Source organism: Bacteroides sp. Phil13 (assembly GCF_001940965.1).
GTDB lineage: Bacteria > Bacteroidota > Bacteroidia > Bacteroidales > Bacteroidaceae > Bacteroides > Bacteroides intestinalis.
The window spans coordinates 103,141-126,192 of the sequence record NZ_MSHA01000068.1 but is presented as its reverse complement, the minus strand read 5'-3'; the positions used below and the strand labels follow the sequence as shown (position 1 = coordinate 126,192).

Below are 23,052 nucleotides of genomic sequence, written 5' to 3'. Positions count from 1 at the left end.
TAATCTTCGCAATTGAAGTCAGATTTAGTATTACTTGCTTTGGATTTGGTCCCCAAAAATCGTTTTTTTCCACATATACATAAAAGTCCAGATAAAAGATGTCTTTTCATTTTGTTATAATTTACAATGTAGGCACTATTTTTATTATAGAATCGTTTTCGTCAAATTCCAGCTTATCAATACATACTTCCCTATGGAATCCGGCATTTCTTCCCATGGTCACAGCATCCGGAAATTTGAAACGGTGATAGACTATACGCCATTCATTCTTATTCGGAAGTGGCAGTACAGAATGGTGTCCTGTACCGAAAATTCCCTGCTCAGGCTTTTTGCATAGTATGACTTCACTTTTAGATGCATCAATAGGACCGACCGGAGACTTGGCACGTACATAGCGTACCTGATATTCTGGACTGCGGGTATCATTTTTAGACCAGGTAAAGTAATAGTAACCGTTTCTGTAAAACACATGGGCCGCTTCGCTATAGTAAGCATCATTGTCTATCAGAATCTTTGTTGTATTTGGTTTGATTGACACCATATCTTCATTCAGTTCGCATACAGCCATATAATAATTCCCCCAATACAAATACGTCTTGCCACTTGCAGGGTCCGTAAAGACATCCGGGTCGATGTTCTGTCCCTTACTCATACCTCCGGGGCGTACTTTGTCGATCAGGGGTTTGCCCGAATCTATGAAAGGTCCTGTCGGACTATCGGCAACGGCTACTCCGATTTGTTGTTCTGCCGTATAATAGTAATAATACTTATAATTGCCATCCGCCTGTTTCTTCTCAATAATACAGGGAGCCCATGCATTTTTCTTAGCCCAGGATACATCCTTTAAATCCAGAATAACTCCTTCTTCTTTCCAGTTCACGAGGTCGTCCGAGGAGAACGCCTTGAAAGCTGTACTTCCCCAGTTCGGTATTCCGTCAGTCGTAGGATAAATATAATACCTTCCTGTTTTTTCGGAATACATCACTTCCGGATCGGCGTAGAATCCCGGGAGTATCGGATTCTTTCGGATAGAGGCCGTAGATACATACTTTCTTTTATTCTTCTGCCAGTAGCTTTCCAACCTTTCTGCTTCTTCCATTGTCAGGTGGATGACTGCTCCATGCTTGGGAGCTGTAAAGTTGGTGGTTTTCATCACTCCTTCGTTAAAGCGTCCCAGGTTTTTAAAGTTTACGAAATCGAATGTTTCAATGAAATCGAAATTATGTGGAGTAACACTATATACGTCATACATCAATACCCATTTGTCTTCACCGATACGCTTCCATACGTTAGGAGCTTCACATGCTTTGGGTTCAAAATCATACCATCGCGGGTCGAACTCATAATTTCCGTTCGTCCTGTCCGAAACAGCATGTTTGATACCCGCCGGACCATCATGGGCAACATAAAACAGGTGATATTTGTCACCCACTTTCGTAATGTCTCCGTCAATGGCCGAAGTCTTTTCATTCGGATATTCGAATAGAATCTGGGGCAGTGTTTCGATGGTGTCGAATTCATCATTCACATAAACATAGTATAACTTGTTTGCCTCATTGCGAAAACGCATGGTGAAGTAAATCATCAGTTTGCCTTTTTGTGCATCGTAAGTCACTTCGGGTGCCCAGGCACAACCTATTTCACTCATCCCTGCCGACATTTTATCGAAGCGGATATTCGTGCGTTTCCAGTTTATCAGATCCCATGATTTCATAAGTACCAGTCCGCGGTTATTCCCCCAGCCATATTTGCCGTCCCGTTCCCATTGGGTGGTCCGGTAGCCGTCTCTTTGCGCAAAGACGTGTAAATCTGTCATTGCAAGATAGAAAGCTCCGTCCGGTCCGCGATAGATATGCGGGTCACGTATTCCTCGTTGATAAGCAATTGTATCTCCGGCAATCACCGGTTCACCATCGTTCAAGGCTGTAAAAGTGTATCCGTCATGACTGACAGCCATGTACAGGCCGTGAGTTTCATCTTTATGAAAAACCATCAGATACGCACTCATGTCTTTCTCTTGCGGAACGGCATTCCGGTAACGGAATTGACTGAACCCGGCATCTCCTTTTCCGCAAGAAAGCAACCCTGCGCGCAAAGCAAAGAATCCTTTGTATTTATTATGGTGCATATCCGAGACGTCTACATCTTCTGCCAATACAGTCCAGGCATTACCGTCTTTGCTGACCATCATTTTCACTTTATTCCCCTGATTTAGCAATTTCACCTTAAAGTTTCGTCCTATCTTATTGGGAATGGTTTCGGTCTGTTCAGCGTTTCTATATACAGTGAAGTTCTTCCCGTCAGATATCACGCCTGCAAAAGCCTTTTCATTGTAGAAGAGCACTAATCCGGCTTTATTGTCTTTGCCTACCTGTACATCGACCTGGGTTTCGTAACATTTATCTTCGGGTGTAATGAGTAACAAACGGCCGTCAGCCGGCGAACTGCCTTTAGCATTCATCCGGAGTGTATGATTCTTGAAGGAGAGCTGACCGGGAGCATACTCTTTCCAAAAAGTCCACTGCATGCCTAAACTTGTTTCCGTAAAATCATCATTCAGATTTAATCCGTGTTTGATGTTCGGATCGGCGGGGAGGGATGCAGCAGTCCTGGTCGGGCGGAACCATCCATCAGGACTATATTCCATTGGCTCTATCAAAGTCTGCCGTCCCAGGGTGTGATAACCTTTCGCATAAGCGTGATATACCATCCACCAATTACCGTTGACATCATCTATCAGTGTGCCATGACCTTTTGACCACCAGTTGTCGGTGGCACTGTACGTATGTACCACCGGATTGTAAGGAGAGTTCTCCCAAGGGCCAAGGATGCTTTTGGAACGCGCCATTACGCACATGTGACTGGTGGCAGGTCCGGCTGTACCTCCTTCGGCGGAAGTCATATAATAATAGCCATCCTTGAATAGAAGTTTGGGAGATTCTAGATACATATCATCTCCTTCTGTTTCCCAGTTTTTGGGATATACCCATCCGTCGTAAACCTTCTTGTTTTCACCTGTTATTTTTAGCCCGTCATCGCTCAGTGGTGCTACCCAGCCATTATTGGTAAAAAGATAACGGCGTCCGTCTTCACCTATCACATGTCCCGGGTCAATTCCCCTGACATCCAGCTTTACAGGCTTACTCCACGGGCCGCGGATGTTGTCGGCATAAATGACGTAATTTTCGCCTTTGGAAGTAGGGTAGTAGATGTAATACTTATCTTTATATTTCAGCAAATCGGGAGCCATGGCCGAACCTTCGTATTCGGGGCATGCACGACACACGGGTTCCCAGTTCACCAGGTCTTTTGAATGCCAGATTAAAAATCCCGGTGCATAGAAGAAAGGGGAGTGAGTCATGTAATAATCTTCCCCCTCGCGCATGATGGAAGGGTCGGGATAATCACCCGGCAAAATCACTTTCGGATATTCCTGTGCGTCTGCCGGCATTGCCGTTAAGGCAAGCAGAATAAGTAGTAAGAGTTGTTTCATGATATACATCTGTACTAAAATTATATTTAAAGTTATTATCTGTTTTCGGTTCCTTTCTTCTTGTTAATACGAACTGAGAATGAATTGCACTTACTACCAATTGAAATAATATGGCTATCATTTGTTTTTCCGGTGGAAAATGTATCTTTGATAGCAATTAGAATGAGTGACAAATCGCTTTCATTCGTAGTTTATTGAAATAATCAATAGATACTTCATGATGAAAAAGACATTATTAACGTTGGTATGTACCTTTGTTGCTTTATGTGCATCCGCCCAAAATACCTTTCAGTTGAAGACTTCGGGCACAGATCCGCAATTATTGGTGGTTCAATATTCCGGTGAGGATAAACCCGAAAAAGGAAAGAAGTTCTTATTTAATATTTCCGTAAACGGTACTCTTCTTTATACGGAAGGATTAAACCGAAACCGTCACGGACTGTTTGAGGTAGTATATCCCATTCCGGATTCTGTCTTGCAGGGCAAGTCTTCCGCACTTGTTCGTTTTGAAGCGTATGACGAGACGGCGTCCGTGGGCAAGATTTATGATGTTTCCATAGTTCGTCAAAAGTTGGAGACCGGAATCTTTACCGACAGAAAGAACTGGCAGGGCTTGGCTAAAGACTGGACGTGCTCTTCTGATGGCACTTTTATTTATACGGAACCGGACGGGCCTCGACATCCTTATGTCAATCAGTCCGTCATTGATCTGATGTCTTATTACGCTCTGGAAGTTAATCTGAAACTGACCGGTGTGGATAATATTCCTGTGGAAGTTTTTGCTTCCGCCAAAAATCTGAAAGTAGGAACGGACTTGAACAAGGAAAATATATACGATACCCGGTGTGCCCGTTTCACTCTGCAAAGGCAGAAGAATGGAGAGTGCAGGTTACTTATTCCTTTTTCCGTTTTTGATACTCCCAAAGCGTCACAGAGTACCATCCGGCGTATAAAGTCCATTGCCTTCCGCCTGTCCGGTGAAGGTGGGGGCAAAGTTAAAGTACTTTCCACCCGATTGCTGGAAGGAAATTCTGTGAAAACAACAGCTGACTGTTATTCAAGACCCGGTGAACCCGGCGATACCATTGTTTATCCGGTGACCGTCACCAATTGTGAACCGACATCGCAGTCTGTTTACTTTTCCATTCAGAAATATGGTTGGGAGGCTTTTCCTGCCACCGTTGAACCTGCACAGTTGGAATTAGCCTCCGGTGAAACCCGAAAAGTGAATGTACGCGTGATAGTCCCACCGGGTATCCCTGCCGGAGGGAGGGAAAAACAAACTTTGCAGATTCTTCCTTCTGCCAATCCGGCCGCAGTCCGGACATTAACGTTTACCACCCTGCGCAGCATGCCGCATCCGTTTACCATCCATACGGCTGAAGGATGGGATGAAGTGCGAAGGAAAGCTGAAAATTATGATTGGGCGAAAGATCGTAAAGAGCGTTATATACAGGATGCCAAAGCATGGATTGTGCCCCTGCGTCCTCCTTATGTGGCTAATGGAGACGGTATTCCTTATCTTTGTGCCACCACCCACGAACATGGTTTGATGAATAACGCCATAGCCTGGCAACTGACCCGTAGCCTGGAGTATGCCCGCAAAGTGAAGCAGTTCTTGTTGATGATAAGCGATTATCAGAACGGTTTTCCGCTTACCCGGAAAGCTTCCCACCAGTCGTCTGTTCAAGAGGGGCACTTTTTCCAGCATTTGGCGCAGGCATACGATTTGATTCAGGATGCCGGAATACTGACTGATGCGGAATGTACGCAAATTGAATATACGTTCCGGCTCTATATAGACTTATTTCTCCGTTATAAAAGTACTGGGGGCGCCAACTGGGCTGTATCCCAACTGACAGGTGTTTTCTTTTGCGCCCTCGCCATTCAGGACTTCCAGCTTGTGGATGAAGTGCTTTATGCTCCCTCCTGTCTGATAGATAAATTCCGCACCTACACTATGCCCGATGGATGGTGGTACGAGTGTACCGTCAGTTACAACCTGTGGGTGGCAAGTGAATATGTACAGATAGGGTTGGCTTTGAATCCTTTCGGCTATTCCTTATTGACAGAGAAATTTCCGGTAGATTATAATCTTACCCCTGAATATGATAAGGTAGGTGCTAATGAAGACGCAGATCGCCGTAATTTGCATCACGGTCATAGTTTCCGTATTCGCGGCCCTATTCATCAGCCTTATGTCACCATCAAGATGATGTCCGATGCCTTGCTTCCCTTCCTTGATTATCGCGGTTGGATATTCGGCATCAACGACGCTACGGAACGTGAAGTGGGCGGAGACAGTTTCGAAATGGCCTATTACGCTTTTCGTGATCCGCGATATGCGGCATTCATACGTATGACGCCTAAAAGGAACGATTTGATTTACGGTGTACCGGAACTGCCCGATGCGGAACCCGCCGAAGTGCGCGGAGCTTATGCCGACAATGCCGGAGCACTGATGTTGCGTTCCACTCAAAAGGATGCCCGCGAGAAGATTCAGGCTGTATTGAAGTATGGAACCCATGGAGGTTATCACGGACATTTCGACCGGACCGGATTACTGTCATTGATGCGCTACGGACGTAGCTTCTACAATCCCGAAATGGTATGGTACAGCTATGCCCCCTACATGTACAACTTCTATGTGCAGACCAGCATCTCCAAAAACATGGTTACCGTCGACTTGAAACAGCAGGAAGCTGACGATAGTAAGCGTAGCCTGTTCCATACGGGCGATTTGTTTCAGGCGGGTTGTGTAGAAGGCACTGCCGCATGGAGTTATCCGGCATACGGCGGACTCCGCCACAGCATGAAAGGTCCGAGAGATTTTAAAGAAAAGACGGAATGGGAAGCCCGCTATTTCCCTATTCCCGATAAACATCCGGAGTTCGGTGTGCTGACCGGATTTACCGAACCCATTTTCCAACGCCGGTTGATGGTGGTTACCGATGATTATGTTGTTCTTGCCGACTATGACAAGAGCATGGAGGACAAGCAGCACCGTTTCGACCTACTGTTCCAAGTGAAAGGCTTGCTGGGACTTACTGCGGATCAAAAAGAGCATATCTCTCATACGGCACAGCTCGGCACTGACCCTTTAAGTGCCGCCCCTTTGGTGACGGATGTCAACCACTATTCCGTAACAGGAACTTTGAAAGCCAGCTTCCTGACGAAGTTCGGTCCGGATGCCGACAACCGTGGAACGCGCATATCCGGTGAAACGGGAAATCTTTATATGGACATTTACAATGCCTGGCCCAATACCCAACGCACAGCTTTCACTGGGCGTGCTCCCGAAGATCACGGAACGCAGCGCAACCTGAAGTACATGGTAGAGGGAGATGGTAAACTACTTGCCGAAGGTAGTTTCGGTGCTTGGATTCTGGGCGAAGGAAAGGTGGATGTTGATATTACGGGTATCCGGAAACTAACTCTGTCCTCCGCTACTCAACATGCCAACCGTTCTAAAACTCTGTTCTGGGCAGAAGCCATTCTGGAAACGAAAGACGGTAAACAAATTCGCCTTGCTGATCTTCCGGTTGTCAAGAACAACGTGCAAGAGAATCCTTTTGGGAATACTAGAGACTATGCCGATGGCCGCATCAATATCAGTGGAGAAAACTACAGTTGGGGGCTTCCTGCCGAGCCTGTGAATGCAGGTTTTGAAACTCCTGCTCAATATACCTTTGATTTGGATGGGCTTCAGGCCGTCCGTCTGAAAACAGTTATCGGTGGAGATTATCCTCTGGGTGATGAGGCTGAAAGGCGCATTACTTTCGGGGTGCGCATGGACGCTGCTCAAGTTCGTTACCTGACTGTTATAGAGCCTTTTGAAAAAGAGAATAGCGTACAGTCTGTATTTGCTCCTTCGGCAGATGAACTGATTGTAACACTGAAGGATGGCAGGGAACAACGGTTCTATTTTTCAAGAATGGAAGAGGAGGGAGGTATACCTGCTGTAAAAATGGCAGAATGGAAAGAAGGTGTGCTGCTGCGTGAAGAACATACAGTATGCGATTAAAAAAAAGAATGCGGAGTTCATCACGAGCTCCGTATTCACAAGATGAAAAGGATTGTAAAAACGGGGTATATATTGGTTAGATGAGGGCTTTGTTCTTTTTCGTGACAAACAAGTGGCAGAGGGAAGACCAAAATCCCCCTTTTTCAGGCATCATGTTCTCGCAATCTTTCATTATGTTCTCGTGATTTTTCATCATGTTCTCATAATCTTCTATTATTTTCTTATGTAACGCGAGGATTTCATTGGTATAATTCATCAACTTTTCAAAATTCTCTTCCAACTCAGCTTCCCGTTGGGTGTGATAATCATTGATCTCAAATAAACAGTTGTTGATTTTTTCTAAGCGTGCTTTCTCCTGATAGAGCCAACTCAAGTGCTCTTTTCGCACTCTCTCCATAAGGGCATCGTCAGGACAAGATTTTAGTGAGTTAAATTCAAGAGCCTTGTCAAGTTCGTCAGTATCTACTAACGGATTCTCGTCTTCGTAAGGTTCTGTGTCTATAGAGGAACATGTCAAATAACGGAGCCTGATCCATTCGTGGATTTGCTCTTCCGGTATGCCGTATTTTTCGGCTACTGATTTTATAGATACCCAATTAGCCATATAGTGTTTGATTATAAGTTTTAAATCAATCCCTATACGGCTATAATGGTTTTATATTATAAAGGTACGGGGCGTTACTCAATCATCGGAAGAGGACATGTATATATACAAGATACATCATGTCGCACGTTCAGTTGCAAAGATACGTTTTTTCACAATCCAACAATGAAAACATAGATTTGTTTCACTATTCTGCTAATTATTTTTATTTGGCAAATTGAGTTTAGCTTTGGTTTTAGTCCTAAATAGACTTGTTTTGTAATAGCCATTTCCAGGCTGGCACAACACCGATTTGCTTACTTTTTCGTACGATAACTGTCTCTTCATCCTTGGTGATGATAAGCAGATTGGCACATCCGGTTGCAGTTGAAGCTTCCAGAATTCCGTCAATCTCTCTTTCGCGAGTATTTTCATCTGACATATCCCAGGTTACTTGTATCAGTTGCACTACGGCATCATTGCGTTGGAGTACAAAATCACATTCACCATTACTCTGGTAATAAGAAATCTTATCTGAGGGTAATTTTGCCCGATTCAGTTGCATGAAAACAGTATTCTCTAAATTTTTTCCGTTATCATTACTTTGCGGCAGGAGTACTGCACCCCGTATGCCGTTGTCTATACAGTAATACTTATCGAGTGATTTTTGTTCCTTAATCAAAGATCGATCATATTTGGAAATACGAACAAACATAAATATGTCACAAATGTAGTTTGCCCATAGATATAGATCATCTTTGCCAACTTTCAACCCCTGTGACTTGATATCTTTATATATTGCATTTATTGATGTTGGTTTTGTGAGATTCGCCATAATACGCTTTACAAAATATCTTACTACACTTATATTTGATATTTTGTAGTGTTCAACCAAATCTTTCAATAACATTGTATCAAAATAGCCATGCAACAGTTTCAATCGGTCTGATTGGGAGGTGGTCAGTACAATTTCTGGGAATGCACTTTCTTGGTTATATTCTTCGAAAGCGACTCTCAACTTTGCCCTGTCCTGTTCGAGGTAGCTGTTTGTACTGATTCCTCTGAAACGGCAATACTCATTGAATGAAAGTGGATATGTTTCATATTCAAGTGGATATCCCCTCAATGCCGAACTCAGTTCCGTTGAGAGCATTGTTGCATTGCTACCACATACATAGATATTTTTGCAGTAAGTTTTGTAAACTCGCAATATAAAATATTCCCAATCCTTGATGAGTTGGATTTCATCAAAGAACATATATACATCTTTAATAGGTATATTGGGATACATCTCCATATATGAAGCAATGACATCATCCAATTCTTCGGATGTCATACTTCTCAGACGTTCATCATCGAATCCCAACCATAAAATATATTCTTTTGGCACACCTTTTTCGACAAGCGTATTTATGGCAATCTCCATCAAAGTAGATTTACCACAGCGCCGCACACCGGGGATAGTGATAATTTTTTTGCGATCTATCGGTAACTTTGTATCGCGTTCAATTACATCGAAAGGAATTTCACTCTGCTTGATAGCAAAAAGCGACTTAATAACATCTTTTCTCATGGGATTTCCTTTTATTTAGGACAAAAATATGAAATTCTTTCCTAAATGAAAGGAAATACTCAGTGTTTTTCTATGTTTTGTTGCCAAAAATAGAATGTGGAGCTCTTTCTTCTTGAGTTTAGCTTTGGTTTTGACCTAAAATAACTCTATTTTCCCTTTGGTTTTAGACTTTATTCAGTCTTTTTATATTAAATGTTTGTCTATACTTCAACGATTAGCTCTAAGTTGTATAACCTTTCATTTTATTATGCAGGGCAGCTTGAAAGTTTCCTGAATGATAAAGTGGAGTAGGAGTTGAAATCCCCTTTATATCAGAGTAAAAGCTTCAATAGTAATTGAGAAATATGCAGGGAGTCACTTGACTTTGCCCTGCTTCTTTTGTGTCTTTGTAGTAAGTCTTATTGGGTGTTAACCTTGGTCAACAGGCTCGTTAATGAAGGTTGACAGGCCGAGCAACCAAGGTTAACAGGGCGGTTGACCAAGGTTAACACCCAATCATTCCTAAGGGTGAACGGGATGTTCCTTAGGAGGAAACAGAATAGTCCCTAATGCAAAACAAATTAATACCTTTGCTTTTAGTCAGTACCACATGATGACAAGAAGTGACTTCCAAAGGGGTGTGGCATGATGAAATTGACTGCAATGGGGCATATCTGCCGTTTACGCGGGGAAGGAAGGCTGAAAAACGTTGGATTCAGACCTATCCGATATATGCGCCAAATGTAGGGTACTACGTTATAACAGAGGAAGTTGTGACATGAAAATATAAAAAAAACGTGAGAGTAAGGCACTTGCCCTCACGCTGCTTTTTACTCTCACTCACACTTAATATTTTTATTATCAGTGGCTTATTTTTAAAGTGAGAGTAGTGGGAGTAGGTTGAGGCTAACTTTTATTTGTAGCCCTGCTGACTGAATGCTGTTTTTGGTTATAAATACTTTCTTTTTCATCGATAAAAAACTTCTGTTAGTCGATTTTTCTATTTATGGATTAAACTATATCCCGGGAATATTGTCATAGATACGTGTTTCATATATAGAATGGAATTAACTCACTTTTAAAAGAATAGAATTATGAAGAAGCAAATTTTAAGTTTGGCCCTTGCCCTGTTTTTGGGAACGGCTGTAGGTATGGCACAGGAAAACAGAGGAGAACGTCCTGATCCATCAAAACGCATCGAACAGATGGTAACTGACCTGGGACTGAATGAGACTCAGGCTAAAGAATTCAAGGCAGTAATGGAGGAAATGAGACCAAGCAGAGATGCTTCGGGCGAAAGACCTTCACGCGAGGAAATGGAGAAGAAACGTAATGAGGCAGATGCGAAACTCAAAAAGATTCTGACGGACGAACAGTATAAAAAGTATCAGAGTATGAGGCCTCAGAGGGGACAGAGAAGAGGGAAATGAGTTTAATGAAAAATGAGGAATGAGAATGAAAAATTTTGCTGCGCTATGTAAATATGCCCCGCAAGGTGAGACTTCATTCCTCATTAAACTTTATTTCCGGAATGTCACCCCTTCCGTATGCTCGCCCACAAAGATGCGTGCCATATCTCCGGTCTTATACCATTTAGGCTTATTAGGCATGTCATCATAAATCACTTCATCGTTTATTTGCAAGTTCTCAAAACGAATGTTTTTCACTTTCCGTTCCTTGTCATAGCCGATAATCATGGAAACTTCCGCATTCTCTCCCGTGTAGGAGATGTCCTTAAACAAAATGTCTTCAATACCTCTACCGGGGGCTGTACAGTACTTCTCGTTAAAGAAGATGCGTAGATTAATTAGTTGCCCTTGTCTGAAATCCTCAATCCGGATGTTCTCAAAACGCACGTTACGGATCAGGTTATTATCTCCCGCATTGATGGCGAGGCAACCTTGATAATCCAATTGTTTCTCTTTATGATCCAGAATATCTATATTGATATAATTCAGGTTTTCCAGAATTTCAGGATTCTTTGTGTTTCCATGGATACCGATGAATATGGGATGTGCCACGTCCGCCCAAAGGGTAGAGTTCTGCATAGTAATATTCTTGCAGCCACCGGTGAAGCCCATACGCGTGCCGTAAACTGTGGTGCAATCGTCGGAATTACGGCAGAATACACCATCGTACAGTACATTGTTGCTGGCGAAGACATTCAGTCCGTCTCCCCAACCGTAGGAGCTGATGACTTTTATATTCCGTATTGTCACGCCGTCTGAGCCTCCGGTGGGACACTGGGTACTGATTACGCCTTCTATCGTTACATTCTTGGAATTGACGATGCGGAGTCCGGCCCAGCGGTCAGGAATCACGATTCCTCTTCCCAATATTTTCACATCCTGTGCATTGACCACCTGGATAAGACCTTTCACTACTGCTCCTCCTGCTACATAGACAGTCTTTCCGGATGGTACGTTTAGTGTGTCACCCGGGAAAGTATGTATGCCCGGGCCGAAATAGATCAGATTCTTATCTTTTATTTTCTTAGGTTTATTCTCATCTATCGGATTGGCGAACAGATGAAGATTATGGAAAATATCTCCATTCACTTCTACCGACAAGTTACGCGGACGATCCAGTTTGAAGGTCATGGTGCTGCCGGATATGGAAGGAGTGATTTGGTAAGAGAGTGGACGAACGCGCCCTGTCTGAATAGTGCCATGGTTGAAGGTTACCGATACTTCCACTTCACCGGAGAAGTCGAAATAGCTCATGGAGGCTTTTTCTACATTATGCTGAGTATTCCGCACCTCATCTACTTTGACAAGGTAAGTGTCAATGTATTTCCAGTCTTTTCCAGTTTCTCTCACTTTGATGGTGAAGTCGTTCATCAGTTCGGCACCTTCCGGTGCCGGATAGGTGACTAACTGGTTTTGCGCGGTTGCACTTGGGATTGCACCTAACAGAATACTTGTGATGAATATGAACTTTCTTAATCTCATATAATGATATTATATTGTTTTATTTTAGATGAATACGAATAATAAAAAGAATTCACTCACTCTAATATTCACTTATTTTAAATAGGTAAGGTCCGTTTTCCCTTAATGAAGAATTACGGACCTTGCTTAATATAAATATGTATTACTGTTTTTTAGTTAAATTACCAACCCGGATTTTGCTTCAACTGAGGATTCAGGCGAATCTGTACCCGTGGAATAGGTTGCAGATAATCGCGTTGGCTGAAATTCAGATTTCCTGCTAAGGTGGCAATAGAGCGTCCATAGTCGGGATCATTCGGACCGGTTCCTTCGTAAATGCCATATAGCAAAGGATATTTCTCCGGATAGTAACAAGGTTCACCGAAGTAGTTGGCATCATTGGCTTTTTCTGTTTCGTAGGCTGTTCCCAAGATGCGGTGACCTAACTTTTGACCTGTAAGATTGATGTGGGCAATACCCCAACGTTTCAAATCATCCAAGCGGAAACCTTCTCCGAAGAGTTCACATGCTCTTTCGCGGCGGATTTCATCCAGCATATTCATTTTCTTACAGATTGTCTTACCTGTTGCGTGGTCGAACCATCCGGCATCCCAAACATTGGCAATCAAAGCATTTGTCAAAGGAGCAACACGTGCACGTTCCCGGTTTTTGTTGATAGAGAAGTTCAGGTCTTCATCGGAGATTGAACCGTTGCCCAATTCACAAGTTGCTTCTGCATAAATCAAGTGTACTTCTGCCAGGCGGATCAGCGGAAAATCTGCGGATTCACTATTGGACACAGATCGGCCTGCACCTTCAATTAAGAATTTACGGCTACCGTAGGAACTGGCTGTACTGTTATTGCGGAGAGTAGGTTTGAATACTCCGCAAGAGCTTTTGTAGGCAGGATCATTGGCATTGTATACATCGTTGTTTTGTGGGAATACAGGATCGGGATATGGTTTTCCTGCTGCTGTAAGTTGTCTGCCATCTTCAGTGCGGCTGCTCCAGAAAGTACGGTCTGGTATTGACATGGCGCAACCTACAAAACGGTAGTCACGGTTCCGGAATTCGCCCACAAATGTATCATATCCTTCAAACTGTGGATTATCTTGTGCATCTGACATATTGCCTGTATAACTGATACGGATAGGTAATCCGTTGCGACACAAGAAGCTTTCACCAAATGAAGTGCTGATGTTCGAACCTTGCCAGGTGGCAACCGTATGTGATAAGTTGATGCCGCCCTGACCTAAATTGTAATCATACTTTTTGTATAAGATAAATTCTTTATTTGTTTTCTTTCCTGCGTTTCTGAAGTTTGGGATATTTTCTGCTCCGTCATCAATATTGAACAGGTAGAAATAACTCAAAGAATCACATTCGTTCCAAAGTTTGAAAGTTCCGGTTTCGGCTTCGGTGATAACTTCGCCCGAAAGCTTCTTTGCTTCAGTCAGCATCTTTTCAATAGAGTAATATCCTTCCGGTTTAGCTGTACCGGCACCTGATTCATTACCGTTTCCATCCAGATCGTAGTTGATGGTAGGAACGTATTTTTCCCATGTAGCTTCGTAAAGCAGTACTCTCGCTAAAAATGCTTTGGCAGCTTCTTTACTGACTTTTCCTTTAGAAGAAGCAGGGATATCTGTTTCTTTGGGCAATAAAGGAATGGCTGTTTCCAAGTCGGAAATGATAAAATTAGCTACCTCATAGCGGCTCTTACGCGGACCGTATATTACTCCGTCATTAACGTCCAGTACATGGTCTACGATGGGTACACCACCGAAAAGTCTTAGAAGGTAGAAGTGTTGCCATGCACGGAAGAAGTAGGCTGTTCCTATGGGCTGGGCTATAGCGTCTTTGTCACCGAATTCTTCTGCTTTTTGCAATAGGATGTTGCAAGTGCGGATATGCCCGTAAGGCTTGTCCCATTGCCAGTTGCTTTCCGGTGCCGAACCACCGCCATTACTGCCTAATCCTGAAATATCAAGGTTACGGTCCATGACGTCATAATTGGCTTTATTATCGTAATTTTTCCATCCCTCCATGTTATACAGGGCATTAGCTGCCTGTACAAAATGTTCCGGAGTTTTGAAGACGATTGCTTCTGTTCCTTGCGACAATGGCTCTTTTTCAAGAAAGTCGCTACATGCAGACAGTGACAAAGTCAATGCTGAGGCTAAGAATATTTTGTTTATTATGGTTTTCATACTCATATTTTTTAGAAAGTTATATTAGAATGTAAGATCCACACCGAATGTTATCAGGCGGCTGAATGGGAATGTATTGTTACCACCTTCTCCATGCTCAGGGTCATAACCGTCTTTGATTTTCGTCCATTCCCACAAATCGTCACCAGAGAAATAAAATCTGAGTTTACTAAGTCCTGCTTTAGCAATCCATTGTTTGGGGAGCGAATAACCTATTACCAATGATTTCAGGCGGATGTATCTGTTATTCTGTACACTGATATCCTTGTTCTCATAATTATATTTGTTGAAACCATTATCGCGTGACAAGATGGTGTATTGTGCGTCCGGATTTTCCGGAGTCCAGGTTTTACCCATAAACGTACTGTTCTGCATGGTGTAGTTAGTCACAAATGGTGCATAGATACTTCCGGTTCTTAAAGTGACCTGTTTACCAATTCCCTGGAAAAAAGCGGAGAAATCTATGCCTTTCCATTCCAGTCCTGCCTTTATGCTGAATGCTAAACGGGGAGCTGCATCTCCTGCATAATAAAGGTCTTCTGTAGTAATGGCACCGTCACCATTGAGGTCAACGAGTTTGCGAGCACCCGGACGAAGGCGGTTGAGACCAGTTTCTCCCGGTGCAGGAAGAATATTGTTCGGTTTAACCCCTCCGTTTGCTGTATAATAATACATTTCATAGAAAGCGTCCACTTCCTCCTGAGTCTGGAAGATACCGTCTGTCTGATAGACATAAATGGCATTTATAGGCTTGTTTATCAGTCGGCTTGTATTCTTACCCGGATTAGGAACATTTTCATTATTGGTTAATTCGAGCACCTTAGACCAAGCATCAGAAAGTGAAGCACCTATGTTATATCTTACTTGTCCCACCTGGTCGTTCCAGTTAAGAGCAAGTTCCCAACCTTTGGCACGGAGTTTACCATTATTGGTTTTCGGAGCACCGGCACCCAAAACAGAAGGGTAATCTACTCCGATGAACATGCCATTATTAGTTTTGATAAAGTAGTCGAACGAACCTCTCAAACGATTATTCAGGAAAGCGAAATCCAATCCGAAGTTGTGACTGTCGATTGTTTCCCAGGTACGTTGGTCAGATCTCATACCGTCAATCCACAAAGATGTATGATGTGAAGGATCTTCTCCGAAAAGAGTGCCTCCAGTCTTGATTGCCGAATAACGTTCGTAGTTGCCGATTCCTTCTACACTACCGGTTTTACCATAGTTGTAACGCACTTTTAAATCACTCAGCCAAGAATAATCTTTGAGGAAATTTTCTTGTGAAATTCTCCAGAAGCCGGAAATTGAATAGAAGTTTTTCCAACGTTGTTGCTTGGATAACTTAGAAGAACCATCACGGCGACCTAATACTTCGATTGAGTATTTGTTATCGTAAATATAGTTTGCACGTCCTAAATAGGAAACGAATCCCCAGGAACTCTGTCCGCCATAAGCTTCATTATTGGTACCGCTGATCCATACATCGAGGTCGGTAAGGTCGGCCCCTGGATAAAGAGGCCCCATGTTGCGTTTTCCACCTATCTTTTTAGAAGTTTCTTGCTCTGCGGTCATACCAATCATGGCAGATACGGTATGGACATTGGCAAAGGTACGTTCATAATTGGCAAAAGCACCCAAAGTAACATTTTCCCATTTTTCAATATTCTCATTCAATGAGCCGGGACCTTGTTTATTACCGGTAGCTGTGCCTACCCAGTCATAATAATACACAGGATTTTTGGCTTCCTGAATGCTTCTTTCCACCAGTTTATAATTACCGGAAGCTGAAAGAGAAAAGCCTTTCACCCATTTTGAGAAGTCGTACGTAGCTTTCATGTTGCCACGGAAAGTTGTTAATGAATTTTTCTTCTGTCCCCCCTGAATAAGACCACCTACCGGGTTACGGTTACCGCTAAACGTATCATATGCGTCCCCATTCTGATTATAAATAGCCCAGAACCAAGGATCCATCCAGCCTGCTCCTACGTCAGTGGTTGGGGTAGTGATATCGCGCTTGTCATAAGACATGCTTGTCTCAAATTTCAGGAAGTCAGTAGCATTATAATCTACATTCAGACGTGCACCGTACTTTTTGTCTCCATCTTCTGCTACTTTCAATTGTGAGTTGTTTTCAGAGTAACTTAAAGATGCGCGATAACTGAATCTGTCATCAGCCCCTGCGATACTTACCGAGTGCTTTTGTGAGGTAGCCTGACCATACAAATAGTCTTGCATATATACGTTGGGATCCCAGCGCTCTACTTTAGTGCCATTTTGAAGTGTGAGGACATTTCCGTTTCTAAGGGCATTGAACAATTTTTCTCCCTTATAAATAGTGGGCTGCCCTGTTGTCGGATCAATATCTGTCTCGTCCAATGTGGGACCACCAAAAGAGTTGAAAATCCACCAGTTGATATTCTTATGAATTTCCTCCGGAGTAGTCAGACTTGGATTATTGGCAACTGCATCGTAGTACTGTGCCTCATAGAACATGTCTAACCACTCACGATTGGTGGTAAGGGGCATCTGAATACCATTGATAGTTCTGCTGACAGAACCGTTATAAGAAATTTGCGCTTTGCCTTTCTTACCACGTTTGGTAGTCACCAATACAACACCCGAAGCTGAGCGTGCACCATAAATAGCTGCCGAAGCATCCTTCAATACAGAAATATTTTCGATGTCACTTGCATCCATTGAGTTCAACTCATCCATTGAACCGGACATGCCATCAATGATAATCAATGGTGAAGAGTTACCGTTGATGGAGATGTCACCACGAATTTTCATGGCTGCTCCTTCGCTACCCGGACGAGAAGAACTACGGGTAATGGTTAATCCCGGAATCTCACCTTGCAAGGCTACCGTAGCATTGGCAATACCTTTATTGGCGAAAGCTTCATCACCTTTAATCTGGCTGATAGCGGAAGTCAGAGATGCTTTCTTTTGTGCACCATAACCAGTGACTACAACTTCATCCAATAGTTCTGAATCTTCCTGCAATTGGACATTAATCGTAGTTTTTCCTGCAATGGGAATTTCCTGGGTTTTGTAACCTACAAAGGAAATAACCAGTGTACCTTTCGCGTTATTCAGGACAAAATTGCCATCTATATCGGTAATAACACCGTTCGTCGTACCTTTTATTGTTACATTCGCACCAATAACGGGTTCACCGGTATTATCTATCACTTTACCGCGTATGGTTTGTCCGTCTTGTTGTATTTCCTGCGTCACTTGTACTGCTGCATTGACATTATATACAGGAGATAATGTTGTCAGGCATAAAGCAGCCGCAAATATAAATTTCTTTCTCATGATATAAACATATTTACATTTTAGTATTGGATTTATTATTCGGCACCATAAACATTGATCTCGGAAACCATTGCCTGAGCGCCTGTACCTTTATGTTCTGTTCCGAAATACACTTTTATGTACCTGGCAACCGGATTCGAATTTATACGGTATACTTGTGGATCATCAATACCCGGGTCGAAAGTAAAGGCACCGTGGTTGGTCCATGCCCAACTGTCGGGATTGTCTTTGTTCGCTGCATCTTCGTCAGAACATGTATAGAAGATCTGACCTTTCTGCCCTCTAGCATCGCCTTGACGTCGTATCAGCTCAATGCTGCTGATAGTAACGTTCTTACCCATATCGACAATAAACCAGTGAGGATAATTGCTGGCTTGTTTCCAGGAAGCGTGCCAATAGGTTTCTAAATTGTCATCAAGCATTGCAATGACACGTCCTGCCGGTGATTTGCCGCCGCCTTCTCCGATTGTTTCCTGTGAGCTATAACCGATAGTACCGGCGTTTGAACTGTCATTATAACCCGGGAATGACCAGTTAGCCTTGGATATTTTCACTACAGCTATTGGAGTAATTTTAAATTCTATCGGTTCAGATGCATTTTCATCTGTGTCTTCGGTAGTTACATTTACAATACACTCTTCGCCGGATAAGAAATCATCTTTTCCGTAGGAAAGCTGAACAAACTGCTTGCTTTCGCTATTTCCGTTTATTTGGAACTTGAATGTACCTGCTTTTTTAGAATCACTTGCCGCATAATAATTGAGGACAATGTAAACCGGAGTATTATAGATGTTTTTCCAATTTACATATATCCCTCCAAGGTCAGGAGTTAAAGTAATAGTTTTAGCTACGTCTACAAATGCCGGTGTTTGGGGTGACGCAGATACTTCGACTGCTCCTTCATTGTTGCCTCTTACAGAACAAGAAAATAGAGAGAAAGAAACCGCATTGGTATTGCCAAAACCACTGATAGTGGTTTGTGCAATTCCACTATCATTCGCTTTCTCCTTAGAAATGAGTTTATACTTTTTTACTCCTTTCGTATTTGTGTATTCAATTTTGGTGTACATGAAACTTTCATCGGTGGGATTAGTCCAAGTCAGATATACTTCACCGGGACCGGATTCTGTAGTTACATTTGTTACTTTGGCTGGTGCCTTGTCATTGAGCTTTATTCGTCCTTCTCCATCGTCGTTGCATGAGTTGAAAATGACAGACAGAGAACACAAAATCACCGTAGAGAAGAAGGTTCTCTTGAACGGGAACTTTAGCAAATCTTTCTTCATAAACTATAAATTTAAAATTAACACTATTGTTATAAATCTAATTAGATACATTGTCTGATGAAATCACGTACTACCTTACGGCTGACAAACAGATGGTTTTCGACCGTACGAGGAGATATACTGAGTTCGGTAGAAATTTCGGAAATGGATTTTTCTTCGAAGCGATTCATGGTATAAATCTTTCTGCGTTGGTCGGAGAGCATCCCTAATTTGTGTTTCTCTAAGAGAGAAAGTTCTTTTGCTATAATGAGACTTTCCGTCTCGTTTGTATAGGTTATAGCATGATCATATATATATGAGGTGATTTCCTGCTTCTTATAATAACGGCGCAGATAGTCGTTCAGCAAATTGCGGGCAATGGTGAAAATGAAATATTTCACGGTATCGGGGCGAAGCATTTGTTTATAGTCCATAAGACGCAGAAATACATCTTGGGATAAATCCCTTGCTGTTTCCCAATTATTAATTCTATAATAAATATAAGAACATACTGATGGGTAGTATTCTTTATAAGAATCGGTAATGAGGCAGGGTGTTGTTGCTTTTAAGTCTTCCATGCTTTCGATTTTTGGTTTTACAATTTACTGTTTATAGAACCTTTCTTTGTCAAGAAGTTCAATGCAAAAATAAGTAGTAAGAAACAGACTGAAAACGAAAAAAGGATGGAAGGTGTATCAAACTTATGAAAGATACTATTTATGTTTAATTCCCTTGATTATCAATAAAATAAAGCGGTATCACAAATAAGTGATACCGTCGGTAATATGGAGAATGGGTTATTCTTTATCGAATTGCTGGATATATTCGTTGGGGGTAGTACCTGTAAACTTCTTGAAAGCTCGGAAAAACGATGCTTTTGATTTAAAACCACATTTTTCAGCCAATGTGACCAAAGTATATTTTTTATGTTTGCCTTCGCTGACCGACTGCTTGAACTGCTCAACACGGTAGCTGTTGACAAAATCGTAATATCCCATTTTGAGATAATGGGTGAATATAGCGGAAAGGAGATAGGTGGGGTAACCGATAGCAACCGCCACTTCTGATTGTTTCAAGTCTACGTTCAGGTAAGCTTGTTGCTTCTGCATATATTTCTTTAGTGCATCAATTACTTCGCTGGCTTCTTTTTCACTTAGCTTCACATAGCTTTCCGTAGGTTGGATAGTAACTTTTTTCTCCGGTTGGGAATCTTCCGGTAATTTATCGGGGACGGTTGCGTTTACTGATACTGTTTTCTTGTTCTTGAAAACGAATAAAGAAACTATCACTATTATTATTATAATACCGGCATAAGCCATCCAAGAACGATTAGTTCTTATTTTAAATGAAACCTGATCTATTGAATCTGAGTCCAGAAACTTACGGATCTGGAAAACATACTCTCCGGCAGGCAGGTCAAAATAAGAAACTTTATCTTCGTTGGTCAGCACTGTCCACGTAGAATCTTTGCCTTGAAGCATGTACTCATACTTAATAAGTTCCGGTTTTTCGTATCCTAAAGAGGCGAATCGGAAAGTGATAGTATTTTCATTTGATTTTAAATACAAAGTAGAATCCGGCTTTAATTTATAATCGTCAGCATAGAAGTTACCATTGATCTGCATTTCTGTGATTTGTACGGGTGAGGGGATAAAGTTTGCCCGGGGATTTACCATGAACAACCCTTTCACGCCACATATCCATAACATACCATTTTTATCCTTTAAGATTGGTGGTCCGGCATTGGTATTCAAATCATTTATAGAAGGAAAAAATGTGTAGCGATTCAGGTTCTCATCAATTCGTAATAGTCCATCCCATTGCCCTAACCAATAAAATCCTTGGTCATCTTGTATAAAATTGGGGCAAAGAGGGGAGAGGTGATGAAAATGATTCAATGATTTATCAGCCACTAACAAGCGGTTGTTTAACTGGCAGAAGAAGAGTGTGCCGTCTCTCCCTTCATAAATGTATCGGATAGCTTCTTTACAATAGACCTCTGGCAACATATCCTGGCTACATTTTCCAGTCTGGCTATCAAATACTGCCAAACCTTTATCCGTGCCTACCCAAAAGCGCTTGGCTGAATCTAAATAGATACCATATACGATATTGCCTGGCATACCACTGTTTGATGCATTGTACTCCCGGACTGCTTGAGTTTGTCTGTCATATGAATAAAGACCGTCAGAAGTTGCTAACCATAATTTCCCGTTTTCATCTTCTAAAAACATGAAAATATCATTCGATACGCATGCACGAGTCAGGGGTGTTTCTTTAAAAGTAGCGGTTTGAGGAGTGAAGGCGGACAAACCACCTCCACAGGTTCCAACTAATATATCTCCTTCGTATTCATGAAAGGAAAATATCAGATTGGAGCGTAAATTTCCGGTTTTATCGCCTCGGACATCTATGTATTGTATTTTTCCGGTCGCTTCGTGTACGTAATAGAACCCTTCCCGCGTACCGATGAAGCTATACTCTCGAGTAGGAAGAAAACTACGTACTGCAATGTCTTTGGTTTTGAAGATTCCTTTGTCATAGCGTTTGAAAGACTCATTTTTCTTCCTCAATATATTCATACCCAGATAGTATCCTGTTCCACACCATATATCACCTTGAGACAGCAAGATGGAGGAAATGTTGTTGGATAAGAGATCCTGTTCTGTTTCTCTACCATAGGTAGCAGAATAAATGATTTTTCTTTCGTTTAAGGATAGTAGAAAAATTCCCTGTCCGCTGGTAGCAACTCCCAAAACATCTTTTTCATAGGTAAGATTTGAAATGGGTACTTTGATTTCATTCCAGTAAGGAGCAAAGTTCAGGTGAAGTAAATTGAAAGTTATAATGTTTCCCTTTTCTGTGCCTATATACAAAGTATCATCTACTTTCACAAGACATTTTAATTGTCCGCATGAAGATAGAGTACATCTATATTGTTTGAGTGAACCGGATTTGGCATCGCAAATAACCACTCCATTTGGAGTTAACAACCAAACAGAATTATGATTGTATATCGCAATATCCAAGATACGATTATTATCAGAAAGAATGTTTTTCTCATCGATAATAATGTGTCGGAGTTTTTTCCCATCGTAGATGTAGAGTCCATTTACTGTCCCTATATAGAGTCTGTTTTCCTCATCTTTTTCTAATGCTTGGACAGAAAAGTTTATTTCCTCAGTAAATACTCGTTTTAATATACGTTTTTCATGGTTCATGCGAAAAAGACCTTGGATAGTACCTGCCCAAAAATCATGTTTGTGATTTTCTATCAATGCGTTGACTAGAAAAGGAGAAGGAGTTATTCCTACTTGTTTTTCAGCGAAGGTGTAAAGTGAGGTATATTTACCGTTTATACGTTCAACTGTAGTACCCGTACCTACCCAGATAAAACCGTCGGAATCTTTATAAATGCAATTGACACGATTGTCCTCGAATTTGCAATTCGCTTCTTCGTTTCCTATTGAATAGATAATATAGTCATTGTCGGAAGCAAAGGCATTAAATGCCCCGATAAAAAGCATTACGAGAATTAATATGTGTTTTCCTAAGGACATAAGCATTTTTTCTTTATACTATGCAAATTTAGGAAAAAATGTCGTCTTTTAGTATTACTTGAATGAAAATATAAAACAAGATTCTATAAGGCGAGAGAATAAAGTATAACTTCTCTA

The 23,052-nt window shown here is 41.9% G+C and carries 11 protein-coding genes; 2 read left to right on the top strand and 9 right to left on the bottom strand.

The genetic code is table 11. From position 1 onward, the window contains the following. Window positions 1-121 precede the first annotated feature (121 nt). Entirely contained in the window at window positions 122-3,493 is a 3,372-nt protein-coding gene (locus BWI44_RS12575; RefSeq protein ID WP_195209317.1) for a family 43 glycosylhydrolase, read from the bottom strand. Between the two features lie 217 nt (window positions 3,494-3,710). Between BWI44_RS12575 and BWI44_RS12570 the strand changes: the two genes are divergently transcribed. Continuing rightward, window positions 3,711-7,517, top strand: coding sequence for a hypothetical protein (locus tag BWI44_RS12570; RefSeq protein WP_286814275.1), 3,807 nt, complete (start codon window positions 3,711-3,713; stop codon window positions 7,515-7,517). Window positions 7,518-7,593: 76 nt separating this feature from the next. Here BWI44_RS12570 and BWI44_RS12565 read toward each other — a convergent pair whose 3' ends face one another. Beyond that, the gene (locus tag BWI44_RS12565) at window positions 7,594-8,121 is read right to left on the bottom strand and encodes a hypothetical protein (protein ID WP_138292644.1); all 528 of its coding nucleotides are present in this window, start codon (window positions 8,119-8,121) and stop codon (window positions 7,594-7,596) included. A gap of 241 nt (window positions 8,122-8,362) precedes the next feature. Continuing rightward, window positions 8,363-9,673: an ATP-binding protein gene (locus tag BWI44_RS12560; RefSeq protein WP_138292643.1), complete on the bottom strand. Its 1,311-nt coding sequence runs from the start codon at window positions 9,671-9,673 to the stop codon at window positions 8,363-8,365. A 1,073-nt stretch (window positions 9,674-10,746) separates the two neighbouring features. On the opposite strand from BWI44_RS12560, the gene BWI44_RS12555 reads away from it, so the two are divergent. Further along, entirely contained in the window at window positions 10,747-11,082 is a 336-nt protein-coding gene (locus BWI44_RS12555) for a DUF4890 domain-containing protein (protein ID WP_138292642.1), read from the top strand. 90 nt (window positions 11,083-11,172) lie between these two features. On the opposite strand, the gene BWI44_RS12550 is transcribed toward BWI44_RS12555, so the two are convergent. The 6 genes from BWI44_RS12550 to BWI44_RS12525 form a co-directional block, all read right to left on the bottom strand. Further along, the gene (locus tag BWI44_RS12550; protein ID WP_195209315.1) at window positions 11,173-12,603 is read right to left on the bottom strand and encodes a glycosyl hydrolase family 28 protein; all 1,431 of its coding nucleotides are present in this window, start codon (window positions 12,601-12,603) and stop codon (window positions 11,173-11,175) included. A gap of 161 nt (window positions 12,604-12,764) precedes the next feature. Beyond that, on the bottom strand, window positions 12,765-14,792 hold the full coding sequence (locus BWI44_RS12545; RefSeq protein ID WP_195209314.1) for a RagB/SusD family nutrient uptake outer membrane protein: 2,028 nt from the start codon (window positions 14,790-14,792) through the stop codon (window positions 12,765-12,767). A 24-nt stretch (window positions 14,793-14,816) separates the two neighbouring features. Continuing rightward, the gene (locus BWI44_RS12540; RefSeq protein WP_286814250.1) at window positions 14,817-18,110 is read right to left on the bottom strand and encodes a SusC/RagA family TonB-linked outer membrane protein; all 3,294 of its coding nucleotides are present in this window, start codon (window positions 18,108-18,110) and stop codon (window positions 14,817-14,819) included. Window positions 18,111-18,145: 35 nt separating this feature from the next. After that, complete coding sequence (locus BWI44_RS12535; RefSeq protein ID WP_117723644.1) at window positions 18,146-19,396, bottom strand: discoidin domain-containing protein; 1,251 nt, start codon at window positions 19,394-19,396, stop codon at window positions 18,146-18,148. 41 nt (window positions 19,397-19,437) lie between these two features. Next, window positions 19,438-19,953 (bottom strand): sigma-70 family RNA polymerase sigma factor, encoded by a 516-nt coding sequence (locus tag BWI44_RS12530; RefSeq protein ID WP_195209312.1) that lies wholly within the window; start codon window positions 19,951-19,953, stop codon window positions 19,438-19,440. A gap of 219 nt (window positions 19,954-20,172) precedes the next feature. Beyond that, window positions 20,173-22,935, bottom strand: coding sequence for a two-component regulator propeller domain-containing protein (locus tag BWI44_RS12525; protein WP_229036185.1), 2,763 nt, complete (start codon window positions 22,933-22,935; stop codon window positions 20,173-20,175). Window positions 22,936-23,052 lie beyond the last annotated feature (117 nt).

What these genes read in the sequence shown, in the direction of transcription:
- BWI44_RS12545 (WP_195209314.1), bottom strand. Translation starts at nt 14,792, where the DNA reads ATGAAAACCATAATAAACAAAATATTCTTAGCCTCAGCATTGACTTTG.
- BWI44_RS12575 (WP_195209317.1), bottom strand. Translation starts at nt 3,493, where the DNA reads ATGAAACAACTCTTACTACTTATTCTGCTTGCCTTAACGGCAATGCCG.
- BWI44_RS12540 (WP_286814250.1), bottom strand. Translation starts at nt 18,110, where the DNA reads ATGAGAAAGAAATTTATATTTGCGGCTGCTTTATGCCTGACAACATTA.
- BWI44_RS12550 (WP_195209315.1), bottom strand. Translation starts at nt 12,603, where the DNA reads ATGAGATTAAGAAAGTTCATATTCATCACAAGTATTCTGTTAGGTGCA.
- BWI44_RS12570 (WP_286814275.1), top strand. Translation starts at nt 3,711, where the DNA reads ATGATGAAAAAGACATTATTAACGTTGGTATGTACCTTTGTTGCTTTA.
- BWI44_RS12530 (WP_195209312.1), bottom strand. Translation starts at nt 19,953, where the DNA reads ATGGAAGACTTAAAAGCAACAACACCCTGCCTCATTACCGATTCTTAT.
- BWI44_RS12535 (WP_117723644.1), bottom strand. Translation starts at nt 19,396, where the DNA reads ATGAAGAAAGATTTGCTAAAGTTCCCGTTCAAGAGAACCTTCTTCTCT.
- BWI44_RS12565 (WP_138292644.1), bottom strand. Translation starts at nt 8,121, where the DNA reads ATGGCTAATTGGGTATCTATAAAATCAGTAGCCGAAAAATACGGCATA.
- BWI44_RS12555 (WP_138292642.1), top strand. Translation starts at nt 10,747, where the DNA reads ATGAAGAAGCAAATTTTAAGTTTGGCCCTTGCCCTGTTTTTGGGAACG.
- BWI44_RS12525 (WP_229036185.1), bottom strand. Translation starts at nt 22,935, where the DNA reads ATGTCCTTAGGAAAACACATATTAATTCTCGTAATGCTTTTTATCGGG.
- BWI44_RS12560 (WP_138292643.1), bottom strand. Translation starts at nt 9,673, where the DNA reads ATGAGAAAAGATGTTATTAAGTCGCTTTTTGCTATCAAGCAGAGTGAA.